Raw genomic sequence first — 16,616 nt, forward strand, 5'->3', positions numbered from 1 at the left:
CTTCGCTTCAACAAAAGTTGCCGCCCTCCCACACGCCGCGATAACCCAGAATCAACGAGTTGTCACCCATCTCAAATCGCACCTCGAAGGGCGTGATGGGCTTTCTCGACGGTGAAACAAGCGTCGCTCCCGTGGCATCAACCACGTCCAGGCCGGATACGTCTTCGCAGATGTAGAGCGAGATCAAGGCACCCGAAGATTCGATGCTCTGAACACCCGACACCTTAAAAGTGGTCGACCCAACGCTGTGCGCGCCCTCCGCGGCGTATCCAGCAAAACCCTGCAATTCTGAGTTCAATAGATCGTCAGCTACGAAAGTTGCGATTCGCTCGGGATCCTTGCCTCCATCACCTGTAATCGCATCGCTAGTCTCCAGGTACGCGGCGTAGGCCTTCTTGGCAGCGGCGAGTGCTTCCTCGTCTGACGCGAAGACCGGGGCATCCGTGGCGGCGGCCGTGTGGCTGGGAACGGGAGTCGGCGCCGGGGCACACGCGGCGAGCGCCGGCAGCGCGAGCATCACCGTGGCGCACACGGCGAGTAGGTGATGGGACTGAGTCCGCATGCGCTCACGCTAGGGCAGAAGCCCACCGCAGCGCGCGATCTATCCACAGGGTCCGAGACACGAGGCGACGACACATGTCGTAGCTTGGACCCATGCAGGTGACACGATGACGATTCCCGGCGGCTGGCAGCGCACGGCCCGCGGGGCCGGACTTCTCGCCGATGACGGCAGCGTCACCGCGAGCATCTTTGCCGAGATGAGCGCCCTGGCCGGTCGAACCGGAGCCATCAACCTCGGCCAGGGTTTCCCCGACGAGGATGGGCCAACCGAAGTACTCGAGGCCGCCCGGCAGGCGATCGCCGACGGAATCAACCAGTACCCGCCGGGGCGCGGCATGCCGGTGCTCCTCGAGGCCATCGCCCGGCACCAGCACCGGTTCTACGGCCTCACCGTCGACCCCGGATCCGAAGTACTCGTGACCGCCGGCGCGACCGAGGCGCTCGCCGCCACGATGCTCGCGCTCCTCGGGCCGGGCGACGAGGTCGTCACGTTCGAGCCGTTCTTCGACGCCTACGGCGGACTGATCGCGCTCGGCGGGGGCATCCATCGCACGGTGCGGCTGCGTGCCCCCGATTTCCAGCCCGACCTGGATGAGCTTCGCGCCGCCGTCACCGACCGCACCCGCCTCATCGTCGTGAACAACCCGCACAACCCGACCGGCGCGATCTTCCCCCGGGAGACGCTCGAGCTCATCGTGGAACTCGCCCACCGGCACGACGCGATCATCGTCACCGACGAGGTCTACGAGCACCTCACCTTCGGCGAGCCCCACGTGCCCGTTGCGACCCTGCCCGGGGCGAGGGAGCGCACCATCTCGATCTCCTCGGGCGGCAAGACGTTCAACACCACCGGCTGGAAGATCGGCTGGCTCACCGCGCCCGCCCCATTGGTGACGGCGATCCTGGCGGTCAAGCAGTTCCTCACCTACGTCAATGGGGCGCCGTTCCAGCCGGCGATCGCCACGGGCCTCGACCTGCCCGATACCTTCTTTGCCGGAATCGCGGCGGACCTCAGGGCCAAGCGCGACGTTCTGGCTCGCGGGCTGACGGCCGCGGGGTTCGGCATCACCGTGCCGCAGGGGTCTTATTTCATCGTCGCGGATGCCACGCCGCTGGGCTACCCGGATGGCGCGGACTTCTGTCGCCGGCTGCCCGATCTCGCCGGGGTCGTCGGGATTCCGATCTCGGCCTTCTGCTCCCCGGAACACCGGGCCGAGTACGCGTCGCTCGTGCGCTTCGCGTACTGCAAGAAGCCGGACCTGCTCGAACGGGCCGCTGCCCAGCTTTCCGGGATCTCGCGGCGTTCCGCCCACTGAGTTGCGGACAAAGTACCTTCACCAGAGAAATGAAGGTGCGATGTCCGCAACTCAACCCGGAGGCGGGCGGGAGCGCGGGTGGCTAGTGGGCCAGCGCCGGGTAGTCGGTGTATCCGGCCGCGCCGTCGCCATAGAAGGTCAGCGGGTCCGGCGTGTTCAGCGGCAGGTCTTCCAGCCACCGGCGCACGAGGTCGGGGTTGGCGATGGCCGGGCGCCCGACGACGACGGCGTCGGCGAGCCCGTCCGTCAGGAGCCCCCGCGCTTCGTCGCGGGTCGTGACGGTGCCGAAGCCGCTGTTGACGAGCGCCGGTCCGTCGAATCGTGCCCGCAGCTCCTGCACCAGTTCACCGGCCGGGTCCTTGTGCAGGATGCTCAGGTAGGCGAGCTTGAGCGGGGCGATCGCGTCGACCAGGGCGCCGTAGGTGGCACGCACGTCCGCGGCATCCGGCTCGAGGGCATCCTGGATGTTGTGCTCAGGCGAGATCCGCAGACCGACGCGCCCGGCGCCGATGGCCTCGGCCACGGCCGTGACCACCTCGGCCACGAAGCGCGCCCGGTTGGCCGGGGATCCGCCGTAGGCGTCGTCACGCACGTTCGAGTCCGGGGAGAGGAATTCGTGCAGCAGGTAGCCGTTGGCGGAGTGAATCTCCACGCCGTCCAGGCCGGCCGCGATGGCGTCCCTGGATGCCTGGACGAACTCGGCAAGGATGCCCGGCAGCTCAGCCGTGGCGAGCGCCCGTGGCACCGGAAATGCCTGTTTGCCGTCATAGGTACGCGTTTCGCCGTCGATCGCGATCGCGCTCGGTGCGACGACCTCGCGGCCACCGTTCGTTCCCTCGTGCGAGACGCGTCCGGCGTGCATGACCTGGGCGACGATGAGGCCGCCTTCCGCGTGCACCGCCTCGGCCACGTTCTTCCAGCCCTCGAGCTGCTCCGGCGTCACGAGGCCCGGCTGACCGGGGAAAGCCCGCCCGGCATGGCTCGGGTAGGTGCCCTCTGAGACGATCAGCCCCAGCGACGCCCGCTGCCGGTAGTGCTCCACCACGAGCGGTCCGGGCACACCCGCAGATCCGGAACGCAGGCGGGTCAGGGGAGCCATGACCATCCGGTTGGACAGTTCCAGCTCGCCTAGGGTCAGGGGGGTAAACAAATTCACAAAGAACTCTTTCCGTTGAAGCGGTAGTACGTGGGGGAAGCGGGTTCCCCCTGTCGCCAACCTCGCCATCCACAGCCCTATTCCGCCACCCGGCCAATCCACAGCCCCCGCCGGCGCCGAACTCCAGCCATGAGCACCCTGTTCCCGCCCACGCGACCCGCAGCGGAGCGCACGCCAATTCCCTCGGGATACTGCCCCTTCCCGATCACGACGGATGCCCGGACGTTCGGCCTGGCGACCAGTTCCGTGGCGGTGAGTTCGGGTCCCGTCACGGTGCGGCACGGCCGCCGAACGGGCAGCGACACCGCAACGATCCTGCTGCACGGCGCGGCCGGGTCGTGGTCGACCTGGACTCCCCTGCTGCGCGCCGCCGACGCGCTCGCGACCGGTGATACGCCGTCCGGCGCCTCCGTCGGCGACCTGATCATCCCGGACCTCCCGGGCTGGGGCGGCACTCTGCTGCCGATCGACGAGGACGCGCTCACCACCGAGGCGATGGCGGCCCTGGTCGCCGAGCTCGCCCGGGCGCTCGGCTACAGCCGCTGGGTGGTGATCGGCCACTCGATGGGCGGTTTCATCGCGCTGGAGCTGGCCTCAGCCGAGGTGCGCGCGACGGTGTCCGTCGGCCTGGTTTCGGCCACGACCTTCTCCGTGATCGAGAGTGTCCGGCATCCGCTGGCCCGATTCACGCTGCTGCCCGGATTCACCGCGCTCCGCCAGGTCATGCGGGCCCTCGGCCTGGCCGGGCGGGCCGGCACGGCGTTCGTTCGCGGCCTCGAACGGATGTCGCTGCTCCGCCCTCTCGTGGCGCCCCTGTTCAGTCGGCCCGGCCTGATCAGCGCCAGCGTCGTCGCCGCCCTCGGCGCCGAGGCCCGCCCGCGCGCGTTCGGCCTCGCCTCGAGGCGCGCCGGAGACTACGACCCCGAGTCGGCGTGGTCACGCATCGAGTGCCCGGTGCGTGCCCAGCAGGGCGACACGGATGTCTTCGTCGCCGACTCCGACGCCGCGCGGCTGGGCCGCGTGATCCGCGACTTCACGTCCTGCACTCTGGTCGACACCGGACACTTCGGGCACATCGAGCGGCCCGAGGAGACGCTGCGTCTGCTCCCCCGCCGAGGCTAGGGAACCCTGGACACCTTGTTCTCGACAGCGGCCAGGCGCGCGTCGAGCGCGTCGAGCGCGTCGAGCGCGTCGAGGCGAGCCAGCACCTGCCGATTGACCTGAGCGTTGTCCTCGCTGGCCCGCGTGGCGCCGGTTCCCGCCAAGGCGATGTCCTTCTTGTTCTTGAAGTACAGCGCGAAAATGGCGATCGTGATTCCGCCGATGATCGCAGCCAGGGGTATTGAGTAGACCCAGTAGTCCATGTCAGTGCTTCCTTTCCCGGTGCGGGCGCCGACTCAGTCGTTCTGACACCCGCTGGGCCACACCCTACCCACGGGGCCGCCCGGTGTCGCTTCTCTTGCGGTGGGCTTGCTGAGCGAGGATAGTTGAGAGAACCTCCAGCTCCTTTGTGAGTGGTTATAATCGCTTTCATCAGCTTCCGGAACCCCAATTTACCGACCGACTGAAAGCGACACCATGGGCTCGTTGACATACGACAGGGTGACAGTCGATTTCGATGATCGAATTCTGGCTCACCTGCAGATCGTTATTGTGCAGAAGCTCCGCCGGGGCGAGAGCTTCCTGCTTTCCTGGAGGAATGCCGCGGAGGTCGGTGACGGCCGCAGCTCAGCCTGGCTGCACCCCGCCATCCCGCTCTACTTCAAATTCTCGGGAGGCCAGCCTCCCTCGATCAATCCGCTGTGGCTCGCCCAACTCACCCGCTCCGCCAACAGCTCGCAGGGGCTCGTGGCCACCGGTGAGGACCGCTCAATGGTCGAACCGGCTCATTCCTCCCGGCCCGAAGCCTCGTTCCACATCCACGCCGCTCCAACCTCGCAGTCGACCGTGGCGAGAGAAGGCTGAGCCGTGCTGCCGGCCCAGGCTAGCGAGGGCCGATGCCGAATCGACGCAGGGCGAGAGCCGGGTTGAGGGCCCGCACGGCCGCGATACGCTGCGCCGAGACCCAGGCCACCGCGACGTCCGTCGCCTCGCCGATCGTCACGAGTTCGACGCCCATCGGATCGACGACCATGCTGTTCCCCGCCCCCACGGGCGGGGCGTGGTCCGCTGCGGCCAGATAGATCGTGTTCTCCAGGGCGCGGGCCGTGACGAGTGTGCGCCAGTGGTGTTCTTTCAGCGGTCCGCGCACCCACTCGGCCGGCACCAGCACGAGCTCGGCCCCCGCGTCGACGAGGCGCCGGGTCACCTCGGGGAACCGGATGTCGTAACAGGTCTGAAGTCCGACGCTCAGGCCGGCCAGGTCGAACGTCTCCGGCGGCTCGATCTCGCCCGCCAGCACCCAGTCGGATTCGCGATCGCCGAAGGCATCGTAGAGATGAAGCTTGCGGTACTTCGCCACCAGGCGCCCCGCGGGGTTCACCGCGACGACGGTGTTGGAGAACCGCTCCCGCCCTGCGGTCTGCTCCAGCATCCCGGCCACAACGTGCACGCCGAACTCCGCGGCCAGCTCGCCGAGCGCGACCACGAACGGGCCGTCCAGCGGCTCAGCCGCGGCGACGAAGGCCGGCCCCATCACCGGCTCGAAGAAGGCCGAGTACTCGGGGAACACGACCAGGGCCGCCCCGCGGTCGACCGCGGTTGCGGTGAGCGCGCGCATTGCCCGAAGGTTCTCTGCCCGGTCGGCTCCCGGCCGGAACTGCGCGACGGCGACCCCGATGGCGACCGCGGAGCCGGCGGCGGGACGGCGGGGGGCCAGGGGATGTTCCATGGCGCCAGCCTATCCGCGCTGCGGCGGTGCGGCGGTGCGGCGGTGCGGCGGCCGTGCGGGCGTTCCGAATGGGCGGGGTCGCGATAACTGCATCACGTCGTGGCACCATGTGGGCAGGGCTCAGCCGACGCAGAGGACGTGACGATGAGGATCCTGGTCGTGGAAGACGACGATCAGATGGGCGAGCTGATCGAGCGCGGGCTCAGCGCCGAGGGCTACGACGTCGTTCGGGTGTCCAACGGGGTCGACGCCCTCATCGCCGCATCCGCCGACGGGTTCGCCCTGGCTGCAATCGACGTGATGCTTCCGCACATGTCCGGATTCGAGATCTGCCGCCGCATCCGCGAAACCGGCAACACGATGCCGTTGCTCCTGCTCACAGCCCGGGACACGGTTGACGACCGCGTGTTCGGGCTGGACAGCGGGGCAGATGACTACCTCACGAAGCCGTTCGCCTTCCCCGAGCTCACCGCCCGGGTACGCGCACTCCTGCGGCGTCACGCGATGGGGACGCCTCCGATCCTGGAGCTGGGCGCGCTCGTGCTGGATTCGCGCGACCTCACCGTGACGGTGGCCGGCCGCCCGGTACCGATGAGCCCCAAGGAAGGGGCACTGCTTCGCCTGCTCTGCAGCCGTGCCGGAACCACCGTGAGTCGGACGACGATCCTGGAAGAGGTCTGGCACGGCACCGGGCACATCGACCCGAACATCGTCGACCAGTACGTCAGCTACCTGCGTCGGAAGATCGATCCGAGCACTTCCGGAGTGCGGATCGTGACCGTGCGCGGCTCGGGGTACCTGGCCGAGGCGGCGGAATGAAGGGGCTGCGGGCGCTCTCGATCCGCGCCCGCATCACCCTGGGAAGCCTGCTGATCGCCGCGGTCTTGTTCGGCATTGCGGCCACGTTCTTCCGGCTCGAGGTGCAATCGATCCTCGATCAGACAACGGCGACGTTGCTCGAAAACGACACGGCGCCGGTCGCGGCCGAGCTCGGCAACGACCCGACCCGGGCGCCGGACCCGGCGGGCGAGGGACAGCTCATCGCCGTGGTGGATCCCAACGGCACCGTTCGGGTGAGCTCCCTTCCCCGGAGCCTCATCAAACGCATCTCGTCACTGGTCACGCTGGGCGACGATCCCGAGCTCGTCGATACCGGCAGGAACACCTATCGCGTCGTGGCAGAGCAGGTTCGCACACCGGACGGAACCTGGATTGTCGTGGCCGCCCGCAACCAGGAAGCGTTGACGCTGCTCCTCGACGAGCTCACCCGGGTGCTCATGATCGGTGCCGCCGTGCTGCTGGTCGGCTTCGGCATCGCGTCCTGGCTGCTCACCGGGGCCGCCCTGCGACCGGTGAACCGGCTGCGAGCAGAGGCGGAGAGCCTGAGTTCGAGCGGGTCGGGGGCGCGGCTGGCGGTGCCACCGGGTCGCGACGAAGTCAGCCTGCTCGCCGTCACTCTCAACACGTTCATCGGTGCGCTGCGTCGCGGCATCGACCGGGAAAAACAGGTCGTGTCGGATGCGAGCCATGAACTTCGCACTCCCCTGGCCGTTCTCAAGGCCCAGCTGGACCTGGCCCACCTGGATGCCGGCGACGCTGCCGCTCTCGAGCGGGACATCGATGAGGCATCCGCCACCGTTGACCGGCTCACTCGACTGGCCACCAATCTGCTTGAGTTGTCGAAGTTGGAGAGCGAACAGACCAGGCCCGAAATCAGCTGGACGGACCTCACCTCCGAGATCACGGCCTCAGTCGACCGGGCGCGCGCCGTCCAGGACAGTCGCGGCCTCGAAGTGGCCTACGACACCGGCGGCGCCGATCCCGCCGGCCGCTACCCGATCTCGCGCACGAACCTCGGCCAGCTTCTCGACAACCTCATCTCCAACGCAATGACCGCCATGGACGGGCACGGGACGGTGACGGTGAGTGTTCGCCAGGACGACAGTGCGGCGCTGCTGACGGTCGCGGATACCGGCCCCGGGATGCCCGACGAATTCATCCCGCTGGCCTTCGATCGGTTCTCCCGCCCGGACCCGTCCCGCGCGGGCACATCCGGTGGCTCCGGCCTGGGTCTGGCCATCGTGCGGGCGATCGTCGATCGGGCGCACGGATCCGTCGAATTGCGAAACACCGACCCCGGGCTGTCCGTGCTGGTGAAGCTCCCCCGCACCACGACGGGAAGTCTGTGAAACTTCGCAGGAATACCGCTCTGATCCGCATGCAAAATTCACACGACCCGGCCTAGATTCGGGGCGTGACCTCCGTACTCGCCCCTCCGATGACCGCCGCCGCCCCTCGGCTCCGGTCGGCCGGGGAGCGGACATTCGCGCCGACCGCCGCCCTCCTCGGGCTGGTCGGATTCGTCGTCTCGGCCGCAGGGTCGTGGCAACCGTCGTTGTGGGGAGACGAGGCAGCGAGCGTCATGTCGGCGGAAAGGCCGTTGCCCTCCTTGTTCCGGATGCTCGGACACGTGGACGCGGTGCACGGCGGCTACTACCTGTTCCTCCACGTCTGGATCCGGGTGTTCGGTACCTCCGAGCCGGCGGTCCGGCTTCCCAGCGCCATCGCCATCGGTGCGGCGGCCGCGGGAACCGCAGTGCTGGCGCGGAACCTGTTCGACGCCAGGGTCGCGGTCATCGCTGCGCTCGCATTCGCCGTGCTTCCCCGCGTGACGTACATGGGTGCGGAGGCGCGATCGAGCGCCCTCGCGAGCGCCGTCGCCGTGTGGCTGAGCGTCTTGCTCGTGCTGGCCCTGCGCGCCGACGAGAAGCCGACCTGCCACCGACTAGCGCTGTGGACCGGCTACGCCGTGCTGTGGGCCGCCGGGCTCTACCTGTTCCTCTACCTGGCCCTGCTGATTCCCGTGCATGCCCTCGCGGTGCTGCTGCTCGGGCGCACGCGGACGCGGGGCATCCCCGCGCTCGGCCGTTGGGCCGTCGCAACAGGCGCCGGCCTCGCGCTCGCAGCCCCGATCCTCTACTGGGGCGTCAGCCAACGCCATCAGGTCGACTTCCTCGGCCGCCGCCCGCTGCCGACGCTGGACGACGTCGCCGTGCTCCAGTGGTTCGGGAACGCCGCGGTCGCCTCCGCCGCCTGGGCACTCATCCTGTTCGCCGTCGTCAGGGCATTCCGCGGGTGGCGGCGACGGGAGGCCGGCAGGGCCGCGTTCCCCGGGGCGCTGGCGACGATGCTCGCCTGGCTGATCATCCCGACCGCGGTCCTCGTGCTCGGAACCTGCCTCGGCGCGCCACTCTACTCGCGCCGCTACCTCTCGTTCTGCGCCCCCGCTGCCGCGATCGCCCTCGCAGCGGGCCTGGCCGCGATGCGGTGGCGCTGGTCGCATGCGGCCGGGGTGCTCCTCATCGCCGTGCTCGCCGTGCCGACCTATCTGGCCCAGCGCGGGGAGTTCGGAAAGAACGGCGGCAGTGACTGGCGTCAGGCCGCCGCCGTCCTGCAGGAGGAAGCCACTCCGGGCGACGCCGTCGTGTTCGACGAGAGCGTCCGACCGTCCCGGCGGCCGCGGGTGGCGATGCACGTCTACCCCGCCGCCTTCCGCGGCCTCCGAGACATCACCCTCGCCCAGTCGTATCTCACTGCCGCCGGCCTCTGGGATCGCACGGTGCCGCTCTCCGCCGCCGTCGGTGCCCTCGACGGCTCCGACACGGTCTGGCTGCTGCAGAACCAGGGCAGCCGAACCAGCACGCGCGGCAGTGACGTCCGGACTCTCCGCGAACACGGCTTCACGGTCGCCGAGGTCACCGTCGTCCACCGCACCCTGATCATCGAAATGACAAGATAGCACTATGCCGCAGACGCTCGTCATCATCCCGACGTACAACGAACGAGAGAACATCCAGTCGATCGTTGCCCGCGTGCTGTCCGCAGTTCCCGGCAGTGAGGTTCTGGTCGTCGACGACGCCTCCCCGGACGGCACGGGCGAACTCGCCGGCGCGCTCGCCGCCCGGCACCCGAACGTGCACGTGCTCCACCGTCTCACCAAGGAGGGCCTCGGCGCCGCCTACCTCGAGGCCTTCACCTGGGGCCTTTCCCGCGGCTACGACAGGCTGGTGCAGCTGGATGCCGACGGCTCGCACCTTCCGGAACAGCTGCCCGACCTGCTCGCCGCGGCCGAAACGGCCGACGTGGTGCTGGGATCGCGCTGGGTGCCCGGCGGAGCGGTGCGCAACTGGCCGTGGCACCGCCTCGCCCTGTCGAGGGGCGGGTCGACGTACTCCCGCATCCTGCTGAATCTGCCGCAGCAGGACGTGACCGGCGGCTTCCGCGTGTACTCCGCGAACGCCCTCGAACGGATGCAGCTCAATCGCGTCGACAGCCTCGGGTACTGCTTTCAGATCGACATGCTCCTGCACGCCGTGCGGGCCGGGCTGCGCGTGGTCGAGGTTCCCATCACGTTCATCGAACGCACCCACGGCACGTCGAAGATGAGCGGCGCGATCGTTCTCGAGGCGATGGCCAGGGTCACCCGGTGGGGTCTGACCGGCCGCGGGATCCGCCGCCAGGGCGCAGCGGCGCCGACGCCCTCGTCTCGTCTGGGCTAAAGCCGGCCTCCCCCGGCCACTCCGCGAGGTAACCGGTTGGGAGTTATGGTCATTGTGACTATATGATGGAGTCCTGCAGTTAGAGTCACTATGACCTTTACCCAAGGGTGCCCCTATGACGTCACAGAACCAGGCCACGCTCGCCGTGTCGACGGTGATCTTTGCCCTGCGCCCCGACGAGGCATCCGGGCTCATGACGCTGTGGCTGCCGCTCGTACGGCGCATCCGGGAACCGCACCTCGGCCAGTGGGCGCTGCCGGGCGGCTGGCTTCCGGGCGACGAGGAACTGGCGGCGGCGGCGTCCCGGACCCTGCGGGAGACGACGGGCCTGACGCCGAAGTACCTCGAGCAGCTCTATACCTTCGGCGACCTCGGCCGCTCCCCCGGCACCCGCGTGGTGTCGATCGTCTACTGGGCGCTCGTGCAGTCCGACGAGGCCGCGCTGGCCGCCGTCGGCGAGAACGTGCAGTGGTTCCCCGCCGACCGGCTGCCCCAGCTCGCCTTCGACCACAACCGCATCGTCGACTACGCGCTCTGGCGCCTCCGGACGAAGGTCGAGTACGCCCGCATCGCGCACGCCTTCCTCGGCGAGACCTTCACCCTCGCCCAGCTGCGCGACGTGCACGAGGCCGTGCTGCAGAAGCCGCTCGACCCGGCGAACTTCCGGCGCACGGTCGAGGCGTCCGGCACGGTCGTCGACACCGGCCAGCACCTTGCCGGAGCCCGTCACCGCCCCCCGCGCCTGTACCGCTACAACGATTCCAGCCGCCTCGCCGACCAGGGGCCGCTCGGCCCGTCCATCGGCTGAACCACACGCCTCGCCTGACCCGACACATTCGCACCCGACCCACCTGAACCCGAGACCAAGGAACAACGCCATGACGATTGCATCGGTTGACCGGACCATCCAGCTCATCACCACGGGAGAGACCGTCGGCAGCACCTGCAGCCCCGATCTCGCCACCGCCCCGTGGGAGTTCGATTCCGGCACTCCCGGCTACGGCCCCGGGTCTTCGATGGGTGACGTGATCCCGACCGGGTCTCCGCGCCAGGGCGAACTGCCGGAGCGGTACCGCACGGCCTCCACGGAGGAGCTGCGCGCGAGCATCCGGGCCGCCAAGGAGACCCTCGGCGACCGGGTGCTCGTGCTCGGGCACTTCTACCAGCGCGATGAGGTGCTCCAGCACGCCGACTTCGTGGGCGACTCGTTCCAGCTCGCCCAGGCGGCCAGGAGCCACCCGGAGGCCGAGGCGATCGTCTTCTGCGGCGTGCACTTCATGGCGGAGACGGCCGACCTGCTCTCCGGCCCGGAGCAGGCCGTCATCCTGCCCAACCTCGCCGCCGGCTGTTCGATGGCCGACATGGCCGACATCGACTCGGTCACCGAGTGCTGGGAGCAGCTCGAGGACCTGTACGGCACCGAGCCGGATGCCGACGGCCGGGTCCCGGTGATCCCGGTCACCTACATGAACTCCTCCGCGGCGCTCAAGGGCTTCTGCGGCGAGCACGGCGGCATCGTCTGCACCTCCTCGAACGCCGAAACCGTGCTCGAGTGGGCGTTCGAGCGCGGCCAGCGCGTGCTGTTCTTCCCCGACCAGCACCTCGGCCGCAACACCGCCAAGGCGATGGGCGTTTCGCTGGAACAGATGCCGATGTGGAACCCGCGCAAGCCCCTCGGCGGGAGCACGGCCGAGGAGCTGGACGACGCCCGGGTGATCCTCTGGCACGGATTCTGCAGTGTGCACCGGCGCTTCACGGTCGACCAGATCGCCACGGCGCGCATCGAGCACCCGGGCGTGCGAGTGATCGTGCACCCGGAGTGCCCGATGCCCGTCGTCGACGCGGCCGACGAGTACGGCTCGACCGACTACATCCGCAAGGCGATCGCGGCCGCGCCGGGCGGCTCGACCTTCGCGATCGGCACCGAGATCAACCTCGTGCAGCGGCTCGCCGCCCAGCACCCCGAGCACACGATCTTCTGCCTCGACCCGGTGGTCTGCCCCTGCTCGACCATGTACCGCATCCACTCCGGCTACCTCGCCTGGGTGCTCGAGGGCCTGGTCGGCACGGCGGAACGCCCGGCCGAGGTGATCAACCGGATCACGGTGTCAGCGGACGTCGCCGGGCACGCCCTTGTCGCCCTTGAGCGGATGCTCGCCGCGAAGCCGCCCGCCTCGGTGGTCGAGCCTGTCGAGACCTCCGTGGTCGCGGCCCCGGGGGTCTCGCGCGCCGATACTGTCGTCAGCGCCGAGGCCTGACCATGGGATCGGTGCTGGTTGTCGGCAGCGGCCTCGCCGGGCTCACTGCCGCGGTGCGCGCGACGGATGCCGGCCACGACGTCACCCTGGTGACGAAGGCCTCGCTGCCGGAAAGCAACACCCGCCACGCCCAGGGCGGGATCGCGGCCGCCATGTTCCGGGACGACTCCGTCGACACGCACATCCTCGACACGCTCCGGGCGGGGGCCGGGCTCTGCGATGCGGAAGCGGTGCGCGTGCTCTGTGCCGAGGGGCCGGCACGCGTGCGTGACCTGATCCGCTTCGGCGTCGACTTCGACCGCGACGACTCCGGCCTGACCCGTGGCCTCGAGGCCGCCCACTCGCGCTCGCGCGTGCTGCACGCCGGCGGCGACGCCACCGGCGCGGAGATCGAGGCGGCCCTGGTGGCGACGGTGCGGGCGCGGGCGGCGGCCCAGGGCTCCGCCGCGGTCGGCACGCTCCGCATCCTCGAGCACACGATGCTCACCGACCTCGTTGTGCGGGGCGGGCGCGTGCTGGGCGCGACCGTGGTGGGCGCGGGGGGTCTCGACAGGCTCGACCACCGGGAACTCGACCACCGGGTGCTGGACGCCGACGCGGTGATCCTCGCGACCGGCGGCGCCGGTTCCCTCTACCGGCACACCACGAACCCCGCCCTCGCGACGGGCGACGGGGTCGCCGCGGCCTGGCGGGCCGGGGCATCCGTTGCCGACCTCGAGTTCTACCAGTTCCACCCGACCGCGCTGGCGATCCCCGGAACGCCGCTCGTCTCCGAGGCCGTCCGCGGCGAGGGCGCCGTGCTGCGGAACGCGAAGGGCGAGCGCTTCCTGCTCGCCGCGCACCCCGATGCCGAGCTCGGCCCCCGCGACGTCGTGGCCCGGGCCATCGCGCGCGAAATGGCCGCCCAAGGCGGCGTGCCCGTGCTGCTGGACGCCACCGGCCTCGGCCGCGAGCTGCTCGAGGCTCGCTTCCCCACCATCACCGAGGCCTGCCGCGCGGCCGGCCTCGACTGGGCCCTGGAACCGATCCCGGTCGCCCCGGCGGCGCACTACTGGATGGGCGGCATCGTCACCGATGTCTGGGGGCGCAGCTCGCTCCCCGGCCTGTACGCGGTCGGCGAGGCCGCCCGCACCGGCGCCCACGGCGCCAACCGCCTGGCCTCGAACTCGCTGCTCGAAGCGGCCGTCTTCGCCGACCGTGCCGTGCGCGCGCTCTCCCTCCCCTTAGCGCCGTCCGATCCGTTGCCCGATCCGTTCTCCGATCCGTTCTCCGAATTCGACGCAGATTTTGCGCGACACGCCGCCCTGGCCCTGCCGCGCGCGGTCACGCCGCCGGAAATGTCCGGCGAATTCGGAGGGGCCGAGGGTGACGGCGAGAGAGGCCGGGCCTCCGGATTCTCGCGGGAGGCGCTGCAGGGGCTGATGTGGGAGTCGGCCGGCGTGCTGCGAAGCGGTGCCGGGCTGGCCGCGGCAGCCGTCACCCTGGCCGGCTGGACCAGGCCCGAGACCGGGCCCGGCGCCTCCGTGAGCGCCCACGAAGACGCCAACCTGCTCGACCTCGCGCGGCTCACCGTGCAGGCGGCCCTGGCCCGTGAGGAGTCCCGCGGCGCCCACCACCGCGTCGACTTCCCCTCCGCTCGCGCGGAGCTCGCCTACCCGCTGGCCTGGGCGCTCGGGGGCGACCGGGCGACGGGTCTCACGAACCGCACACCGCTCGCAAACCACACAGACCCCGCACCCGTCATCCAGGCCGAGGAGGCCATCGCATGCTGACCAGTCACGCCATCGACACCGTTGTGCGCGCCGCCCTCGAGGAGGACGCCCCCTGGGGTGACCTCACCTCCGAGGTGCTCATCCCCGCCGGCGCGCTGGCGACCGCGCAGCTCGTGGCCCGGGAGTCCGGCGTGTTCAGCGGCGAAGCCGTGTTCGAGGCCGCTTTCCGGCTCACCGACCCGCGCATTCTCGTGCGCCGCCTCGCCGCCGACGGCGCCCCGTTCGAGGCCGGGGAGGTGCTCGCGGAGGCGTCCGGCCCGGCCCGGGGCATCCTGCAGGCCGAACGGATCGGCCTGAACTTCGTGCAGCGGATGAGCGGGATCGCCACCCTCACCGCCCGGTACGTGGCCGAAACCGAGGGCACCCCGGCCCGGATCGTCGACACGCGCAAGACCACGCCGGGACTGCGCGCCCTCGAGCGCCAGGCCGTGCGCGACGGCGGCGGGCGCAACCACCGCTTCAGTCTCTCCGACGCCGTGATGGCCAAGGACAACCACCTCGCCGTGCTCGGCGTCGGCGGGCTCGGCCTCACCGAGGCTCTGCTCCAGGTGCGCGACCGGCTCTCGCACACGACGCATTTCGAGGTCGAGGTCGACCGGATCGACCAGATCGAGCCCGTGCTCGCCGCCGGGATCGACACGATCATGCTCGACAACTTCACCCCGGACCAGCTCCGCGAGGGCGTCGCGATCGTCGCCGGACGCGCGATCGTTGAGGCGAGCGGCGGGGTGTCTCTCGAGACCGTCCGCGCGATCGCCGAGACCGGCGTCGACGTGATCTCCGTGGGCGCGCTCACCCACAGCGTGCGCTCCCTCGACCTCGGCCTCGACATCGTCATCCTCACCGAGGGCTGATCGGCCCGGCCATGATCTACCTCGACAACGCCGCCACCACGCCGGTGCGCCGGGAGGTGCTCGAAGCCCTCTGGCCGCATCTGGCCGGCGGGTTCGGCAACCCCTCGAGCCACCACCGCGTGGGCGAGGCGGCCGCCCGGGCCCTGGCGGAAGCCCGCCGCACGGTTGCCCGCCTGCTCGGCTGCCGTCCGGGCGAGCTCACCTTCACCAGCGGCGGAACAGAAGCGGCCAACCTCGCGGTCAAGGGCATCGCCCTCGGCGCTCCCCGCGGCCGGCACCTGATCACCACCCCGATCGAGCATGAGGCGGTGCTCGAGTCCGCCGACTTCCTGCGCCGGCTGCACGGCTTCGAGGTCACCATGCTGGCAACGGATGCCTCCGGCCTCGTCGATCCGGACGAGCTCGGGCGCGTCATCCGCCCGGGCACCACCCTCGTCTCGGTGCAGTACGCGAACAACGAGGTCGGCACGGTGCAGCCCATCGCGGCCCTGGCCCAGGTCGCCCGCGACGTCGGCGCCCCCTTCCACACCGACGCCGTGCAGGCGGCCGGCTGGCTCCCCCTGGACGTCGGCAGCCTTGGCATCGACGCGCTCGGCATCTCCGGCCACAAGATCGGCGCCCCGCAGGGCATCGGCGCCATCTACCTGCGCGGCCGGCTGCCGATCGAGCCGGTCCTGCACGGCGGCGGCCAGGAGCGCGGCAAGCGCAGCGGCACCGAGAACGTTGCCGGGGCGGTCGCGCTGGCCACGGCGCTCCGGCTGGCCGAGCAGGAGCGCGAGGAGGCGGCCCTGCGCACGACGGAGCTGCGCGACACCTTCATCGCCGCCGTGCTTCGCGACACCCCGGGCGCCCGGCTCACCGGCCACCCCGGCCGGCGGCTGCCCGGCAACGCGTCGTTCGTCTTCCCGGGCACGAGCGGCGAGGCCGTGCTGCTCGAACTCGAACAGCACGGCATCGTCTGCTCCAGCGGGTCGGCCTGCGCCGCGGGCAGCGACGAGCCGTCCCATGTGCTCACCGCGCTCGGGTACCCCGCCGAGGTCGCCCAGACCGCGGTGCGGTTCACCCTCGCCGCGACGACGACGGCCGAGGAACTGGCCGCGGCCGCGGCATCCGTGCGCGCCGCCGTGGACGCGGTCAGGCGTCTCGGCGCCCGTTAAGACCCCGCGCGCGCTACGCGGGTCGTGCGCCGCTGCGCGCGTGATGCGCGCTGATTGCCATGATGGTCGTAAGACACCCTAGGCAAGCAGTGCGGGGAATTGGAGCAGCTATGAATGACCCGATTATTGGCGTGACGCGGACGGGGCGGCGGT

General features: G+C 70.3%; 16 protein-coding genes. 12 read left to right on the forward strand and 4 right to left on the reverse strand.

Annotated elements, in window-relative coordinates; all coding sequences use genetic code 11:
- Window positions 1-7: 7 nt before the first annotated feature.
- Entirely contained in the window at window positions 8-562 is a 555-nt protein-coding gene (locus tag E3T54_RS11650; protein WP_134475820.1) for a hypothetical protein, read from the reverse strand.
- Between the two features lie 106 nt (window positions 563-668).
- On the opposite strand from E3T54_RS11650, the gene E3T54_RS11655 reads away from it, so the two are divergent.
- Entirely contained in the window at window positions 669-1,877 is a 1,209-nt protein-coding gene (locus E3T54_RS11655) for an aminotransferase class I/II-fold pyridoxal phosphate-dependent enzyme (RefSeq protein WP_134475821.1), read from the forward strand.
- A gap of 82 nt (window positions 1,878-1,959) precedes the next feature.
- Here E3T54_RS11655 and E3T54_RS11660 read toward each other — a convergent pair whose 3' ends face one another.
- Window positions 1,960-3,033: an alkene reductase gene (locus E3T54_RS11660; RefSeq protein ID WP_134475822.1), complete on the reverse strand. Its 1,074-nt coding sequence runs from the start codon at window positions 3,031-3,033 to the stop codon at window positions 1,960-1,962.
- Window positions 3,034-3,162: 129 nt separating this feature from the next.
- On the opposite strand from E3T54_RS11660, the gene E3T54_RS11665 reads away from it, so the two are divergent.
- Window positions 3,163-4,155: an alpha/beta fold hydrolase gene (locus E3T54_RS11665; protein ID WP_134475823.1), complete on the forward strand. Its 993-nt coding sequence runs from the start codon at window positions 3,163-3,165 to the stop codon at window positions 4,153-4,155.
- On the opposite strand, the gene E3T54_RS11670 is transcribed toward E3T54_RS11665, so the two are convergent.
- Entirely contained in the window at window positions 4,152-4,397 is a 246-nt protein-coding gene (locus E3T54_RS11670) for a hypothetical protein (protein ID WP_134475824.1), read from the reverse strand. The two genes, E3T54_RS11665 and E3T54_RS11670, sit on opposite strands and share 4 nt — an antisense overlap.
- A gap of 214 nt (window positions 4,398-4,611) precedes the next feature.
- Here E3T54_RS11670 and E3T54_RS11675 point away from each other — a divergent pair, with 214 nt between their 5' ends.
- On the forward strand, window positions 4,612-4,998 hold the full coding sequence (locus E3T54_RS11675) for an ATP-dependent DNA ligase (RefSeq protein ID WP_241977186.1): 387 nt from the start codon (window positions 4,612-4,614) through the stop codon (window positions 4,996-4,998).
- 19 nt (window positions 4,999-5,017) lie between these two features.
- Here E3T54_RS11675 and E3T54_RS11680 read toward each other — a convergent pair whose 3' ends face one another.
- Entirely contained in the window at window positions 5,018-5,863 is an 846-nt protein-coding gene (locus E3T54_RS11680) for a carbon-nitrogen hydrolase family protein (RefSeq protein WP_134475825.1), read from the reverse strand.
- Window positions 5,864-6,007: 144 nt separating this feature from the next.
- Between E3T54_RS11680 and E3T54_RS11685 the strand changes: the two genes are divergently transcribed.
- From E3T54_RS11685 to E3T54_RS11725, 9 genes are all read left to right on the forward strand, one after another.
- Window positions 6,008-6,682: a response regulator transcription factor gene (locus tag E3T54_RS11685; RefSeq protein ID WP_092324146.1), complete on the forward strand. Its 675-nt coding sequence runs from the start codon at window positions 6,008-6,010 to the stop codon at window positions 6,680-6,682.
- Window positions 6,679-8,052 carry a cell wall metabolism sensor histidine kinase WalK gene (locus tag E3T54_RS11690; RefSeq protein ID WP_134475826.1) on the forward strand — a complete coding sequence of 458 codons (1,374 nt, stop codon included), beginning with the start codon at window positions 6,679-6,681 and terminating at the stop codon, window positions 8,050-8,052. The genes E3T54_RS11685 and E3T54_RS11690 overlap by 4 nt, the downstream gene beginning before the upstream one ends.
- A gap of 65 nt (window positions 8,053-8,117) precedes the next feature.
- Window positions 8,118-9,662, forward strand: coding sequence for a glycosyltransferase family 39 protein (locus E3T54_RS11695; protein WP_134475827.1), 1,545 nt, complete (start codon window positions 8,118-8,120; stop codon window positions 9,660-9,662).
- Between the two features lie 4 nt (window positions 9,663-9,666).
- Window positions 9,667-10,422: a polyprenol monophosphomannose synthase gene (locus E3T54_RS11700; protein ID WP_134475828.1), complete on the forward strand. Its 756-nt coding sequence runs from the start codon at window positions 9,667-9,669 to the stop codon at window positions 10,420-10,422.
- 115 nt (window positions 10,423-10,537) lie between these two features.
- Window positions 10,538-11,230, forward strand: a complete 693-nt coding sequence (locus E3T54_RS11705; protein ID WP_134475829.1) for an NUDIX domain-containing protein — start codon at window positions 10,538-10,540, stop codon at window positions 11,228-11,230.
- A 70-nt stretch (window positions 11,231-11,300) separates the two neighbouring features.
- Window positions 11,301-12,680, forward strand: a complete 1,380-nt coding sequence (gene nadA / locus E3T54_RS11710) for a quinolinate synthase NadA (protein WP_134475830.1) — start codon at window positions 11,301-11,303, stop codon at window positions 12,678-12,680.
- A 2-nt stretch (window positions 12,681-12,682) separates the two neighbouring features.
- A complete protein-coding gene (nadB, locus tag E3T54_RS11715) occupies window positions 12,683-14,452 on the forward strand; it encodes an L-aspartate oxidase (protein WP_134475831.1) in 1,770 nt (589 codons plus the stop codon).
- Entirely contained in the window at window positions 14,446-15,306 is an 861-nt protein-coding gene (gene nadC, locus E3T54_RS11720) for a carboxylating nicotinate-nucleotide diphosphorylase (protein WP_134475832.1), read from the forward strand. The genes nadB and nadC overlap by 7 nt, the downstream gene beginning before the upstream one ends.
- 11 nt (window positions 15,307-15,317) lie before the next feature.
- Window positions 15,318-16,463 (forward strand): cysteine desulfurase family protein, encoded by a 1,146-nt coding sequence (locus E3T54_RS11725; protein ID WP_134475833.1) that lies wholly within the window; start codon window positions 15,318-15,320, stop codon window positions 16,461-16,463.
- Window positions 16,464-16,616 lie beyond the last annotated feature (153 nt).

The sequence above is a fragment of the Cryobacterium sp. Sr8 genome (genome assembly GCF_004403225.1).
In the GTDB taxonomy this organism is placed as follows: domain Bacteria; phylum Actinomycetota; class Actinomycetes; order Actinomycetales; family Microbacteriaceae; genus Cryobacterium; species Cryobacterium psychrotolerans.